The sequence below is a fragment of the Variovorax sp. PBS-H4 genome (assembly GCF_901827205.1).
In the GTDB taxonomy this organism is placed as follows: Bacteria; Pseudomonadota; Gammaproteobacteria; order Burkholderiales; family Burkholderiaceae_C; genus Variovorax.
The window spans coordinates 60,537-74,946 of sequence record NZ_LR594676.1 but is presented as its reverse complement, the minus strand read 5'-3'; the positions used below and the strand labels follow the sequence as shown (position 1 = coordinate 74,946).

Here is a 14,410-nt window from a genome sequence, read left to right as displayed (position 1 = left end):
CTGCCCGAGGTGAACCATCATGACCGAACCCACCATCTTCGACCTGCCAACCACGGTGCCGGGTCTGCTGCCGGAGATCCGTCGACAGGCGATGCTGCCCCGTGGGGGCAAGCTCCGCCGGCAGCAGGAACTGGGAGCTCTGAACGCCTCGGTGTTGAACTTCCGTGAACCCAACGCCTACGCCGTGGTGGAAGGCTCGTGGGGTACTGGTGTCTCGACCGACGAAGCCACCTTCGAAGGCTGGATTCGCACCTCGGCCAAAGAGGACCAGACCATCTTCATCGGTACCAACTCCCCTGGCGCCAGTCCCAGGATCAGCATCGGCAACGATCAGCTGAGTGTCTTCTGGAGCGCGGGTGGTGAGGGACCGGGTTGGACGTCGACCGACACCACTCCGGTCACGGACGGGCAGTGGCATCACATCGCCGTCGTCTTCTTCAACGGGAACATTTCTTTCTTCAAAGACGGTGTGGACACCGTCGAGTCGATTCCGGTCGGGAGCCCGCAGACGGCGACCGGACAGTTGCAATTGGGTGCCGGACTGGGCACTGCGCAGGGGTTCCTGGGTGAGATGTGGAACCTGCGAGTTTGGTCTGTCGCGCGTGACACCACCGACATCCAGCTTTCCCGGTGGACGACCAACCCCTCGACCACCGGCTTGACCGCCTCGATCAGTTTCGACGCGGCCAGCAACTCGACGGTCAACGCGGTGGGAGGTGGGTACGGCGGCCTGTACAACGAGGTCGACATCATCACGCTGGACACACCCCAGCCGACCTGCGCTTTGCAGATCACCGCAGCGGCCACCTCTATCGAGATCCCGATGGACCTTTTCGTCTCGAGCGCAGCATCCACGATCGAGATGTGGATCCAGCTGGCTACAGACTCCGGGAACGGCGCCCGAAAACAGTTGCTGTTCCACTCCAGCGTGCTCAACGGACCGACGATGACCTTCGCCTACGAAGGAGGAGATCAGCTGAGTTTCAGCCTCGGGAACGACAGCTTCACCTCCACCGATCTCCGCGTGATCTCCGACGGGCAGTGGCATCATGTCGCCGTGGTGTTGGCGGCCGGATACGTCACGTTCTACAAGGACGGGGTCGCCTGCCCGGACACGTATCCGCTGACCGCGTCAACGACGGGCACCGCGGTCCTGAACTACCTCGGGGTGGGGGGCGCGCCAGCACTGCCCCCGGGATTTGTCGGCCTCGTCTATGACGTCAGGTTCTGGATGCAAGCCCGCAGCACCGCCCAGATCGCCGCCTACCGTTGGGCGACGTTGACCGGTACTGAAACAGATCTGCAGATCCTCATCAACTTCACCGACTGCGATCCGTCCATCCCGAACGGTCTGTTCGTCAGGAACGTGGCGCAGCAGGGCTCCCCGGTATTCGACAACGGTGGTGCCCCGGTCATCGTGACCAACCTGCCGTCGCAGACGCTTCCCGCCGGTGCCTGGGTGTACGCGGTCCCGGGCTCGTCCCCGATCGGCCCGTCCTACTCCCCACTGGGGGTGTTGTGTGCGGCGAACGGTTCGACCGCCGCGCCGGCCGCACAGCTGCAGTCGGTCGACATCCAGACCGGACAGGTGACCTGGACCTACGACGCGAAACCGCTCAGCCAGTGGCACGACGACGCAGTCGTCGCCGGAGCGGTCACCATCACCCCGGCCGCGGCGTATGTCGGTGTGACTTCCGACGTGCAGCTGAACACCCAGCTCGAGATCCACATCGTGAACACCGACACCGGGGCACTGATCGGTGCCGCCCCAGTCACCTTCGACGCGGCATCCTTTCTCACCCGCCCGGTCCCCCTTGATGATGGCGCCTGCGTCGGGGTAGCTATCGACGCGTTCACCAGCGGGTTGGCCTGGGGCACCTCCACCGACCCGGTGCGGGTACGGACCACTTTCCTGCCCTCGGTGCCGAACACTCCCACCGGCATGCTCTGCGATCCGATCCTGTACGGCGACATCGTCTTCACCGCGGTCGGGCAGGGAGGTGTCGGAACGGTCGCTGCCTACGACACCACCAGCACCGCCCAAACTGTCGACTCGACCTGGAACGTTCCGTTGACCGGGGAACCGACCGGGAACCTCACGCTGGCGCCGTCTGCGCTGTACGTGCCGCTGGGCAACCAGGTTGTTGCACTGGACTTCTCCGACGGCAGCCTGCAGTGGCAGCACGTCCTGGACACCGATTCGGGTCGCGCCCGACAACCGGTGCTGCTGGGTTCCAGCCTGTACGTGGCCAGCGACAACGGCATCCTCTACGCCCTGGACGCCGGGACCGGTGACGAACTGTGGCGCATCGACACCGGCGCCCCGATCACCACCGACCTGCTGGCCGAGGACGGCATCCTCTACTTCGCCAACCAAGGCGACGGTCTGAACGCCGTGCCCACCTTCCTGGCAGTCGACACCGCCTCGCAGGGCAACGATGTGCTCGCCTACGAGATTCCCAGCGCCGACACCATCCTGTTCGTCCAGGCGGGTGTCCAGAACGGAACCGTCTACTTCTACAGCCTGTCCAGCGTGTACGCGGTGAACATGGCCGCCGTCATCCGCGAGTTCTCAGTCGCCAGCAAACTGATCGTTGAGGACTTCACCTACCCCGCGACCGGTGGAGCGCAGGGCAACAACACCTCCTACCGCGTCACACTGACCATCCGCGACGGTCAAGGCGTAGCCAGGGCCGGCCAAGCCATCAAGGTCTGGGCCGACGACTCGTTGACCATCGTCAACCAGGGCCCGGTGATCGGCATCGACCCGACCACACCGGCCTGGTTCATCTCGGACGCCAACGGCCAACTCACCCTGGCCATCAATGCCTGGGACACCAGCGGAAACCCGCAAGCCCACCAGGATCTCGGCTGCCCAGCGCTGCGGGCGTGGGCGAACTTCATGGCCCCTGACGAATCCATCGTGATCTACCCCGACCACGAGCAGCTCACCACCCTGGCCACCGTCGGCGGTGCCACCCCGCCAGTACCGGTTCCCGGCACGACCTACCTGGACACGGCTCTGGCCTACGACGGAACCCCGCTCATCGCAGCCAGTCTCGTCACCAATACCAACGGCTCGCTGGACAACGTCGCCCAGTCGATCCGCAACACGCTGGGAAACCTGTCGCCAGCAGTGAACGCTCCGTTGCTGTCCGGCGCCAACGACAACCGATTCGTCCGTGCCGGCGGCCCGGTAGCCAATGTGCTGTTCTCCGCATCGAGCGACGAAGCAAGCACCCGACCCTATGTCGGGAACAATTCGACCTTCACGGTGGACCTCACCGATCTCACCAACGTCACCTATGTCAACAGCTACCCCTCCGACGTCGTGGCGTGGGCCGGGCAGCTCGCGGTCGGGGGGATCTTCGGAGACATCAAAGATTTCGCCGACAAGGTGGTCAAAGGTGTGGACCGGGTAGTGACCATGGCGGTGAAGGCCACCGAGTCCGCTGCCGAAACGGTGATCCAAGGGGTGGAACAGGCGTACAAGTTCACGATCAACTCCCTGGAAGACGCCGTCACCGTCGTCGGCGGGTTCTTCCGAACAGTCCTGGCCGATGCCGACCAGGACGTGCGACGGGTGGTGCAGTTCTTGTCCGCACTGTTCGACTGGGACAGCATCAAGAAGAACCACGTCATCATCAAGGAGGCGATCACCAACCCGGTCGACGGGTCCGGGTTCACCGAGCAGCTGCAGGCCAACCTCGCTGCCGGCGACATCGGCGCGACCTTCACCGCACTGCAGGCACAAGGTGGATCCACGCAACTGACCGCCACGGCAACGAACCTGTCCGGCCAACTGGCGGGCCAGACCGCCGCCGGGAACGGCGATCCCGACACCGCCTACAACACCGGCGGGCACAACAACTCCACCTCCTGCACCTTCATGCATCAAAAGCTCAAGGAGAACGCCGCCGGCGCCGACACCAGCTCGGTGCAGGCCGGCAGCGGCACCAGCGTCAACAACCAGGGCTGGAACGCCGACATCATCGTGCAGGCCTGGAAAAAGTTCGAGGCCACCTGCCAATCGGCAATCCAAACCGACTTCGTGGCGCTCCCGGCAGAGATCCGCGCAGCAGTCGACGCCACCTCGGACAAACTGAAGGACCCGTCCTCCATTGCGGGAACAGCGTTCACCGATCTGCTCGTGATCTTCAAAGATGTTGCCGACGCGGTGATCTCCTTCGCCGCTGAAGTCGGCGATGCGATCCTGGACCTCCTGGTCGCCGTCCTGGACCAGTTGGTGGCATGGTTGGACACACCCATCCACATACCGTTCCTGTCCGATCTGTGGAAGGCCATCAGCGGTGATCAGCTCACCCTGCTGGATCTGATCTGCCTGATCATCGCCATCCCCTCCACCATTCTGCTGGAGGTCAAGACAGGCCACTCCACCATCCCGGACAACGACAACGGTGAAGGCAAAGCCATACTGCTCGCCATGGCCGGCTTCCTGTCCGGCACGGCCGCCACCGTCATCGACACCACGAGCCTGTATTACACGATGTCTAAGTACGGTTCGGCTCTGCCCGGCATTCCGCAGTTCTGGTCGGTGACCGACATCGCCGTGGACACGATCAACTGGGCACTGGGAGCGGCGGTCGGCCAGAGCAATAGTGCCTTCGAGACCAAGGACTGGGTCTTCTGGGCCGTCCAATCGATCCCCATCATCGGCAACACATCTGCGATGAGTTACGTCCCCGCCTCGCTCCCGCCCGACGGTCAGCAATACCAGCTTGGCCGTGACGTCACCTGGGGCACAGTGTTCCTCGTCATGTCCGCGGTCTACGCGGGAGTGTGGAACAGCGGCTATCGGGACCTGTCGAACGGAAAAGGGCCCGGCATGGTCATCTCCGCCAACACCCTCGCCGCCATGTCAAACCTGGTCGAGCTCGGCCTCTACGCCTTCGACGTCGACTCCCCACCCGGACAGGCGTTCCTGGCAGGTAAAGCCGTCACCTCCGAGACCAGCGACGTCATCTCCTGGATCGGCAATGTCCTGGGCGGACTCCAATGACCGCCTCCTCGCTCACCCGACGCACCTTCCTCGCCGGAGCTGCCGCAACCCTGGCCGCGGCCACAGCCGCCACCGCAGTTCTCACCACAACCGTGGCCCCACCTGCAGCCGCAGCGGTACCCGAGGTGACACTGCTGTCGCAGCTGAGGGTGCACCACGCAACCCCGACCGACCTCGCACGCCAGCGCCCAGAACGGGCCTGGACCCGAACCGCCGATGGGAGAGTCCTCACCTTCGACCACGAAGCTGGGTACTGGGCGCCGACATCCCGAACCTGGCTAGAAGTCCTGACCTTCGGCGAGATCGTCCTGGCCCGGTGGGACCACCCGTCCGGCCACAACCGCCTAGTGATGGTGTTCGGCGCCGAGCCCCAAGCTCCCCCCACCCCCACCCCCACCCCCAGCACCCAGATCACCCCACCACCGACTGGCAGTGCCACCTCCCCGCCAACCACCTCCACTCCGCCCACCACGTCCCCCACCCGATCAACGGCTTCTGCCCTTCCCACCCGATCTGTCGACGGCCAGCTCGCCGCCACCGGCTTCGCCGCAAGAAGCCTCACCGCAGCTGGATTGGTGGCGACCGCGGTCGGAGCTGGTCTAGTGGCGCTGGTGCACCGTCGACGCCAGGTAGCCACCGCTCACGACAGCCGCCTCGCCGACCGACCGCCGTCATAGCTCTGTTACTGGCAACGGTGCATGTCAGACGGGTGCAGGTGACGAACCCCAGGGCTCAGGTTGCCGTCGGTCGGCAGCGTTGTTCTTGCGAGATCGAGCGCCGCTGCTGTTGGCAATCGCTACTCGCAGCTCTCTCGACGGATCGCGGCGACCGCGAGAATCTCGCATCTGATGCGAGACCCGCTCAGCGAAGCAGGTCAGCGAGCCAAGGGAGGATCCGGCGCTCGGTGTCGACCCACGGCTTGACGACGGTCAACGACCGGACTGGCACTACCAGGCTCATCCGCAACCTTTGCAGTTCACGGCGGTCGCCAGCATCGAGATCCCGGATCGGCGGCCACGGCGTGATCAGAGGAGTGCGAGATCGGCATCAGATGACATCCGCACTGCTTTCGCTTACATAATCTAGATTATCGGTGAGACCTATTGCGGGGCAACAGGTCTCACCGAACCACGAAGTTGCTGCAGGTCAGTGGGCGTAGTAGGCATCCAGGACGACCTGCGGCGGCCGGCCGCGGTCGGCGACCTCATGACCGTTCTCAACCGCCCAGGCCCGGATCTGAGCTATGTCCTCTTGATTTGAGCAGCGGTCGAGAGTGTCTCGATCCGGCCCGTTAAAGGATCGTTTACCCCGCTCATGGCCAGATCAGGTTGGTCTTCCGCAGCACTGCGGACCCCGCGGCCTCACCAGCGTGCGGCAAGTGATGCGCACCCTGTGAGACCACCGAACCCCCACTCCTTGGTAAGAGCGGGGGTTCGGTCCGACATCTCAGCCCTCGTCTGTCTGATCCTTTACCAGGTACCGCCCCTGTTCGACGTACACGGGGTGACGTCGCGGAGCTCAAGGCTGGTGAAGGATGAGTCACCGAAGACCCGAGTAATCAGATTTAGACAGGTCGCCTCGCCCTTAGCGCTGCGATTGGTTTGCCTTTCGGACAAGGGAGAACCACAGCACAAAGATCACGGCGCAGACGACCGCTCCTATTGTGGCGCTTCTAGTCCAGGGTAGCCCCACGGCCCAACCGGCGGCGAGGCACACACCCATCGCGATTGCGAGACCCACTATCAGGGCCAGGGCATTTCTCATGACGTCTCCTTATTCGAGAAGCCATCCGAGGGCGCCAGTGACGAATCCGCCAACGACACCTCCGATCGCGCCTACGCCTGCGCCTGGCCCACAACCAACTCCGCCTAGGGCTGCCGAGACTATCGCTCCAACCGCGCAACCCGCAGCGGCACCGTCACCACGTACGGCTACGACCAGCTCAACCGACTCACCTCCGCCACCAGCGGCGCCAACGTCAGTTCCTGGACCTACGACAACAACAGCAATCGCTTGTCCCAGACCATCGCCGGCGTCACCACCCACTACGGCTATAACGCTGCCGACCAACTGTGCTGGCGTGCGGCCACCACAGGTACCGGCTGCATCACACCCGCCGGCGGCACCGCCTACACCTACGACGGCAACGGCAACCAACTCACGGGCGGGATCTCCGGCACCAACACCTGGACCTCGAACTACGACCAGCTCGCCTCTACCACCACCGGCGGCGCCGCAAGCTACACCTACGCCGGCTCCACCAACGACCAACGCGTCACCGCCGCCGGCGCTACCCTCGGCACCGGACTTCTCGGCGCCGTCACCACCTCCAGCACCGCCGGCGTCACCACCCAGTACATCCGCGACAATAAAGGCAACCTGATCGCCCTACGCACAGGCAGCAACAGCAGCTACTACACCACCGACCGGCAAGGCTCCATCCTGCTGCTCACCAACCAGGCCCAAACCACCACCGCGAGCTACACCTACGGGCCTTTCGGCGACATCACCACCCAGACCGGAACCCAGGCCGCGGCGAACCCTTGGCGCTACATCGGCGGTTTCTACGACAACACCACGGGCCTGACCAAACTCGGCGTCCGCTACTACGACCCCACTATCGGCCGCTTCAACCAGCCCGACCCCTCCGGACAAGAAGCCAACCGCTACCTCTACTCCGCGTCCAATCCCATCACCTATAGCGATTCCACCGGGTTGGACTTGCTTGAGGATATTGGTGAAGTGGTCGACTGGGTGTCAGCGGCTGTCCCAGGGCCAATCGGAGGTGCACTGGGTCTGGCCGCTACCGGGATCAAAGCGACCGACAAAGCATTGGAAGGCGATTGGGCAGGGGCTGGTGGCGAAGTGATCGAGGGCGCCATCGGATCAGGTCTTGGTATGCTTGGAGCGAAAGGAGCAGCCAAACTAGGTGCCAGCAAAGCCGTCGCCCGAGAGGCTGATCGGGCTGTGGGTGCTGCTCAGAAATTCACCGAGGCATGCATCGAATCATGCGGGGACTAGGCAAGATGCGTCAAGAAAGGTCAAGATGTCAAGCATTGCGTTCTGGATAGGGGCAGCACTTTGCCTCGTTATCGGCCTATTTTTCCTGCTCAAGCCTGGTACCGCTCAGGCGGTGAACGAACGTATGGATGCAGCGATTTCCTCCCGAGTTGGTCTCGAACCAAGTTGGTGGGGGGGATCGCGTATCACAGGGCTGATACTTCTTGTGGGTGCAGTCATCCTTACAATCGGAGCTCTTGGTTCCTGATCAAGTAGGACTGATGATGAAAAGAATCAATCCCTTCTTTGTGATCATAGCGTGTGGACCACTTCTATTCGTAGCCAGCGCGCTCTTCTACATGAGTCCCAACGAAAGTCTGGAGTCGCGTGGAACATCAGCTCTTGTGATCGGAGGAATCTGCATGGTGGCGGGTATAATTGGCGCGTTGGTGTATAAAAGAAAGAAGGGCCGAGAGCGCCGATAAAGATAAGAAGACGCAGATAAGGTCTCGCACCTCTTCGCGAGAAAGGCCGAACAAAGTTGAGAATTCCCAGTCGGGGAAGAACGGTCCGTCGGCTGCCGCCCACAAGCACTCGCTGATGATGCTGGAGTCGTCCGTATCGGAAGTCATGCAAGTTTCTAACACGAAGCGCCTGGTTGCGGCTGGATCAGCACCTTCGAGCCCAGACAGGCGCCGTCTCCGCAGTGGTCTCGCAGGAGGGGTCCGGGCGTGCGGCCCGAAACTTAGCTCGCAAACGATGGCGGTCTCCAGGGGTCAACGCACCACTCTCGTTGATCAGCGATCGGAGGCGTCGTGCATGGTTTCGGCATGTCACTGGAGCAGCAAGACCGGGTGTGGGTTGAGTTCAAGGCGGGCCGATCGATCTCGGCGGTCGCCCGCGAGGTCGACATGCCAATGCAACGAGTTCGGCGGTTCTTGCAGCAGACGGGCGGAATCCGGCCGCCGGCACGGTGTCGCTCGCCGCGTCATCTGACGATGCAAGAGCGGGAGGAGATCTCCCGCGGCTTGGCGTTGGGCGAGTCCTGCCGGGTCATCGCCGGCCGACTGGGCAGGGCGCCAAGCAGCGTGAGTAGGGAGATCGCCCGCAACGGTGGCGCGGCGAAGTACCGAGCGTTGGCGGCCGACGAGGCCGCGTTCGAGCGGGGCCGGCGACCGAAGGTCTCGAAGCTGTCGATGAATGCGGAGCTGCGGCGGGTGGTCGAGATGCAGCTGGGCTGGGATTGGTCCCCGCAGCAGATCAGTCACCGCCTGGTAACCGACTTCCCCAGTGACGTGTCCATGCGGGTCAGCCACGAGACGATCTACCTGGAGTTGTTCACGCCGGCTCGTCGGGCGGTGCGGGCGCAACTGGTCCGGGCGCTGCGGTCGGGTCGACTGATGCGGTATCCGAAGCGGGCCAGCGGTTCTCAAATCAAGCCCAGGATTAAGAACATGGTGCCGATCACCGATCGTCCTGAGGAAGTCGAGCTGCGGAAGATCGCCGGTCATTGGGAGGGGGATCTGATCATGGGTAAGCGCCCGTCGGCTGTGATCACGCTCGTGGAAAGGACGAGCCGACTGGTGATGCTGGTGGCGTTGCCGGACGGGATGAAAGCGCCGGCGGTGCGGGCTGCTCTTGTGGCGGCGTTCGGCCGGTTGCCGGGGTCGATGGTGAAGTCGTTGACGTGGGACCGCGGTCGGGAGATGGCTGACCATCGCGGGTTCACTGAGCAGACAGGGTGCCCGGTGTTCTTCTGCGCGGCCCGGAGCCCGTGGCAGCGAGGGACGAACGAGAACACCAACGGGCTGCTGCGCCAGTACCTGAACAAGAACGGCAATATCTCCGTTCACGACCAGCCAGAGCTGGACGGATTCGCCGATCGACTCAATAGCCGCCCACGGGCGGTGCTTGGTTGGCGGACACCGAACGAGATCTACCTGCAGATGCTGGCTCAGGCGCCAGCGAGCGTTCGGCGGGCAGCGGCCGAGTCCTGAAACTCGAACTGCGCGCGCAGGTTGGGCTACTAGAACTGGTTCTGTCCGTGTCTCCAGAGAACGGCTCTGGCCTCCTTCGTGTTCAGCTTCAGGAGGCCCGCTTCACCCCAATGACGGGTGGCGTCGAGCTCGAGTGCCCTGGCAAAGATCGGTAGTGCTTCCGGGGATTGTGCCTCGACAAGCAGCTCGAGCAGCCAGTTCCGCAGGCCTGGGTCAGCTTCCTCCGAGTGCGCAACGACTAGTTCGTCTGCGTGTTCAGCAGCGACCCGTTTCACCAGTCCGAACCCATCCTCCTGTGTTTGCGGGTCATGCTTACGCATCATCGCCATCCCGCGCACGAAGTCACTGACCATACCGACGATCCTAGAGAGGCATAATGTCTCGACGGTAACCGCGGAGGCCATAACGCAGCATGAAAGACTGCGCAGCGCAGTAGTTTCGTCCAGCCGTGGTGCGTTGACCCCTTGAGCTGAACCAGCAGTGGTGTCGGGGCAGGTGACTATGCAGTGGTGCGAGGTTCCGCGGTGAAGGCGCGGTGGTCAGGTCCAGGCCAGGTAGCCGGCGACCAGGAACACCGGGACGGCGAAGTTGATGAACAGGATGGCGGTGTTGTTGGGGGTGAAGTTGCGGTCCTGGATCATGGAGCGGATGTGGCCGATCCCGCACAGCACCCGGTAGATGGAGCTGGCCAGGATGATCGCCCACCAGTACTGCGGGGCGGAGCCGGCGACCAGGAGAGCGACAAGGCCCATGGAGAAGTCGGCGGCGCCGACCTCGAACTCGTAGCGGTCGGCTTTGAAGCCGATGGTCTTGGAGATGTGTTTGCCGAACAGCAGGTGCGCAACGCCGGCACCGAGCATGGCCCAGCCGATGAGGTAGGTGACGGCGTTGCCGAGCATCTGTTGTTGCCAGCCGTGGTCCAGGCCGCTGGCGAGCTGGATGACGGTGGCGACGGTGAACAGGATGAGGCCGATGAACGGCAGGATCCCGCCGAGCAGGGTGTGGATCTTCGAGGTGGCTGGGGTCGTACGGGCGGGGGTGGTCATCGTGGGTTCCGTTCTGGATGGTGGCGTCGGCGCAAGGTGCGGGCGGGGCGAAATCAGGCGGGTGGTGATGGAGCGGGCCGGTGGGGTCTCAGGGGTGCAGCTGTTCGTCGAGCCAGTCGAAGACTCGCTGCTCGGTGAGTTCGCGGGCCATGGGCTGGCAGTGGAACCGGGCGCCTTCTTGCGCGGTGAACGTGATCAGCTCTGCGGTGGGCACGAGTTTCGCGAGCTCGGCGGCCTGGCCTGGGAAGAACTGTTCGTCTTCGCAGTCGGTGACCAGCAGTGGGGTGGTGATATGTCCGGCGGCAGCGGTGAGGTCGTACTTGCGGACCTGGTCCAGGGTGGCGGCGAAGCCGGTGATGCCGTAGGGGCGGGCCCGGAAGTTCCAGTTGCGTCGTTGCGCTTTCCCGCCCGGCACCGAAAAACCCAGGTTCATTTCCCGGTCAAACTTCGCCGTGTCGCCCTTGAGGTAGGCGGCCAGCACCGGGTGCGGGATGTGCGAGGTCCAGGTGCGGCCGACGTCGACGACGCCTCCGTCGGCGACCGCCGCGGCGAACCGGTGTTCGGTGGTCAGGGCCTGGGGCAGCCAGTAGCCGCCCTGGCTGATCGCGTACGACGCGAGCCGGTCCGGGTCGACATCGCCGCGGGCGAGCAGGAAATCAACGACGGGGGTGAGTACCGGGCCCCAGTCCGGCCGGAACGGGATGTCTCGTTCGAACAGCATGGACTGCTGGCCGGGGCCGTCGAACAGCAGCACGTTGTAGCCGCGTTCCAGAGCGCCTTCGGCGGCCTCGGCCCACAGCCCGCTCAGGGACCCGTCGCTGCCGTTGACCACGACCAGGGTGCGGCGCGGTCCGGCCGCGGTGTCCGGGCGGAAGAACCAGCCCGGCATCGTCGAGCCTTCGTAGGGGATGTCGACCCGTTCCACCGGCCACGCGGTGGTGGTGACGAACCCTTCCCAGGATGCGCGGTGCTCGTGAAAGGTGGGCAGCAGCGGTGATTCGTCGCCGTCCAAACCGTCCACGGCCGAGACCGCGGTGGCGAAATAGGTGGCTGCCCGCAGATAGGCGCGGGCGGCTGAGACGCGGTGCCCGGCAGCGGCACTGGCGGCAGCGACGGCCGCGATACGGCGCCCCAGGGCCACCCAGGCATCGAACCACGCACGGTGGTCCGACGGGTCAACGGAGGCAAGGGTGGCGAGGACCTCGCCGGCGTCGGCGCAACCGCGGGAGGTCTTGCCGAGCAGAGACCGGACGGTGTAGTCGCGCGAGTCGGGCAGGAACTCGGTCTGGTAGACGCGGTGCGCATCGGGGTGCAGCAGGGACATGACGTTCAGCTTTCTCATCAGGGGGTGAGCCGGCCGCAAACGGACGGGTCAGGAGACGGTCGTACCGGCCTGCCGGGCAACGGTGGGCTCTCGCGGGTCCTTCATGTTGATCTCGTCGATGATCGGGGCGAACCAGCCGGACAGGTAGCGTTCGGACTGCAGGTCGACCGCAGTCGGCATCGTGGCGGTCTCGCTGATCATCGCCCGGTGGTCGCAGCGCCGGCTGAGGCCTGCTCCACGTGATCACCCGACATGCGCTTGGTCTGCTTGACTGCCAGCACCACGAGCAGCGCCGGCACCAACCAATTCAGCAAGAACTGACCGGCCGTGGTGCCTTCCTCCAGCAGGAAGGTGGCAAGCAGGTGTGAGCCGGTCATGATCAGCATGGTGAAACCCCACAACGCGCTGATACGGCGGTTCTTCGCGCGGAAGATCGGTGAGCCCCAGTACTGCTGCGGCACCGACGAACGGGCATACTGCTCCGAGAAAGGCACCGTCACCGACGAGATCAACATGACCACGGCCAGCACGACAGCCGAGGTGGCCCTGCCGTAGTCGTGGATCCACTCGGCGCCGCCGGCGAAGGCCACTACCGTGAGCGCCCCGAAGACCACCGCGCTGGTGGCATCGATGATGCTGATCCCGTTCTTGCGGTTCACCAGCAACAGCACGACACTGACAACAGTGGCGAGAATTGCTGCCGGGCCGGCGATCCCGTCGATCGGCAGATCGGTCAACACGCTGTACAACAACCAAGGCAGGAAACCGAGAAGCAGTTTGACCGGATTCATGATCAGTTCACTTTCTTGCAGCCGGGATCACCCGACGTGGACAGGGAAACGACAAAGGAGAGACCCATCGGACACTCCGACGTGCCCGACAGGTGCAAACACGCTGCCTCCCAAGACCTTCACACCCCGGGCTGCACAGCGATCACCGCGAGACGCCGGACAGGCACATGCCTACTTGCATCTCGTCGTGAGGTCCCCGCTGGGCGTTGCAGCATCTCGCTGCCACAACTATGCACTGCGCAAAGTTACTAGTCCAGTTTGCTGGCAGGGATTCATCCGTTCAGAGCATCGGTGTCCGGTTCAGCAGCCCGGGTCCGTACCGCCTGTGGAGACGTCGTGGCTGATCAGAGCTATGATGCGGGCCGAGATGGCCTTTCGGAGCGCTGCCGGGATCGGCGAGCCGATGGAGTCGGCGACCCACAGGCCATCCGAGGCAACCTGGACCAGAAGCCGGGTCACCGCAGCGGAATCGTCAGGCGAGATCTGCGACAGATCCGGCAGCCAGTGCTGGGCGACCTCGCCGTAGGCATGCCGGTGCTCAGGGCGTCGAGAGGCCTCCAACATCAGCAACAACTCCCCCGTCGATGCAGGTTCCTCACTGACCTCCGCATAAGCTGCAAGACGCTCGTCCAACGTCGCCGCCGCTGGATCCGCACCGAGCTTGTCACGCAAGAGCCCGTCCCAGCGGACAGCACGCCACTCCTGCACCGCCTGGAACAGCAACTCCCGCGTACCGAAGTGGTACTGCACCCCAGCCCGGGTCAGACCACATTCTCCTGCGACGGCCTCGATCGTCAGTTCGGCCACCCCGTCACGCTCGATCACCTCGAAAGCGGCCCGCAGAATCACATCTCGTTTGTGCGGGCGCATCCCGTCTCTCCTCGATCTCGCCGATGACCGGTCATCTGGTTCCACCGGACCAACACAGCTCGGTCACCACGGACTTCGACAGGCGGAGAACCACGTGGGGCCGAGCATCGGTAGCTGTGCCGCGGCCTGTCGGAGAGCGACCATCGGTACCGGCGAGGCTACCTCGCCCGCTCCCGATGTTCCACCAGCCCTGCCTGACCGAGGATGTCACCCCATCGAAGGGGTCTGCTGCACAGGTAGGTGACATCTGAGCTGGCAGTACTACTGCGGCGAAGACTGCAGACCGGTCTGTTCTGTTCCTGGCTGCAGCACGCCGGCATTGCCGATCGGGGATGTCTGCTGGGTCCATCGACAGCGGTAGG

Annotated in this window: 11 protein-coding genes; 3 read left to right on the top strand and 8 right to left on the bottom strand. The window is 64.0% G+C overall.

Annotated elements, in window-relative coordinates:
* Positions 1-19: 19 nt before the first annotated feature.
* The gene (locus E5CHR_RS30870; RefSeq protein ID WP_162584046.1) at positions 20-5,020 is read left to right on the top strand and encodes a LamG-like jellyroll fold domain-containing protein; all 5,001 of its coding nucleotides are present in this window, start codon (positions 20-22) and stop codon (positions 5,018-5,020) included.
* Between the two features lie 1,146 nt (positions 5,021-6,166).
* Here the strand turns inward: E5CHR_RS30870 and E5CHR_RS30865 are convergent.
* Positions 6,167-6,265 (bottom strand): Lsr2 family DNA-binding protein, encoded by a 99-nt coding sequence (locus E5CHR_RS30865; protein WP_443083140.1) that lies wholly within the window; start codon positions 6,263-6,265, stop codon positions 6,167-6,169.
* Between the two features lie 768 nt (positions 6,266-7,033).
* On the opposite strand from E5CHR_RS30865, the gene E5CHR_RS30860 reads away from it, so the two are divergent.
* Positions 7,034-8,041, top strand: coding sequence for an RHS repeat-associated core domain-containing protein (locus E5CHR_RS30860; RefSeq protein ID WP_162584045.1), 1,008 nt, complete (start codon positions 7,034-7,036; stop codon positions 8,039-8,041).
* A gap of 374 nt (positions 8,042-8,415) precedes the next feature.
* On the opposite strand, the gene E5CHR_RS30855 is transcribed toward E5CHR_RS30860, so the two are convergent.
* Positions 8,416-8,652, bottom strand: coding sequence for a hypothetical protein (locus E5CHR_RS30855; protein WP_162584044.1), 237 nt, complete (start codon positions 8,650-8,652; stop codon positions 8,416-8,418).
* Positions 8,653-8,850: 198 nt separating this feature from the next.
* Here E5CHR_RS30855 and E5CHR_RS30850 point away from each other — a divergent pair, with 198 nt between their 5' ends.
* On the top strand, positions 8,851-10,017 hold the full coding sequence (locus tag E5CHR_RS30850) for an IS30 family transposase (RefSeq protein WP_232062347.1): 1,167 nt from the start codon (positions 8,851-8,853) through the stop codon (positions 10,015-10,017).
* A gap of 29 nt (positions 10,018-10,046) precedes the next feature.
* Here E5CHR_RS30850 and E5CHR_RS30845 read toward each other — a convergent pair whose 3' ends face one another.
* The 6 genes from E5CHR_RS30845 to E5CHR_RS30820 form a co-directional block, all read right to left on the bottom strand.
* A complete protein-coding gene (locus tag E5CHR_RS30845; RefSeq protein ID WP_162584042.1) occupies positions 10,047-10,370 on the bottom strand; it encodes a HEAT repeat domain-containing protein in 324 nt (107 codons plus the stop codon).
* 186 nt (positions 10,371-10,556) lie between these two features.
* A complete protein-coding gene (locus tag E5CHR_RS30840; RefSeq protein WP_162584041.1) occupies positions 10,557-11,063 on the bottom strand; it encodes a DUF6790 family protein in 507 nt (168 codons plus the stop codon).
* Between the two features lie 88 nt (positions 11,064-11,151).
* On the bottom strand, positions 11,152-12,405 hold the full coding sequence (locus E5CHR_RS30835; RefSeq protein ID WP_232062346.1) for an alpha/beta hydrolase family protein: 1,254 nt from the start codon (positions 12,403-12,405) through the stop codon (positions 11,152-11,154).
* A gap of 30 nt (positions 12,406-12,435) precedes the next feature.
* Positions 12,436-12,588, bottom strand: coding sequence for a hypothetical protein (locus tag E5CHR_RS30830; protein ID WP_162584040.1), 153 nt, complete (start codon positions 12,586-12,588; stop codon positions 12,436-12,438).
* Positions 12,585-13,178 (bottom strand): hypothetical protein, encoded by a 594-nt coding sequence (locus E5CHR_RS30825; RefSeq protein WP_162584039.1) that lies wholly within the window; start codon positions 13,176-13,178, stop codon positions 12,585-12,587. The genes E5CHR_RS30830 and E5CHR_RS30825 overlap by 4 nt, the downstream gene beginning before the upstream one ends.
* Before the next feature lie 300 nt (positions 13,179-13,478).
* Positions 13,479-14,048, bottom strand: a complete 570-nt coding sequence (locus E5CHR_RS30820) for a TetR/AcrR family transcriptional regulator (protein ID WP_162584038.1) — start codon at positions 14,046-14,048, stop codon at positions 13,479-13,481.
* Positions 14,049-14,410: the final 362 nt, after the last annotated feature.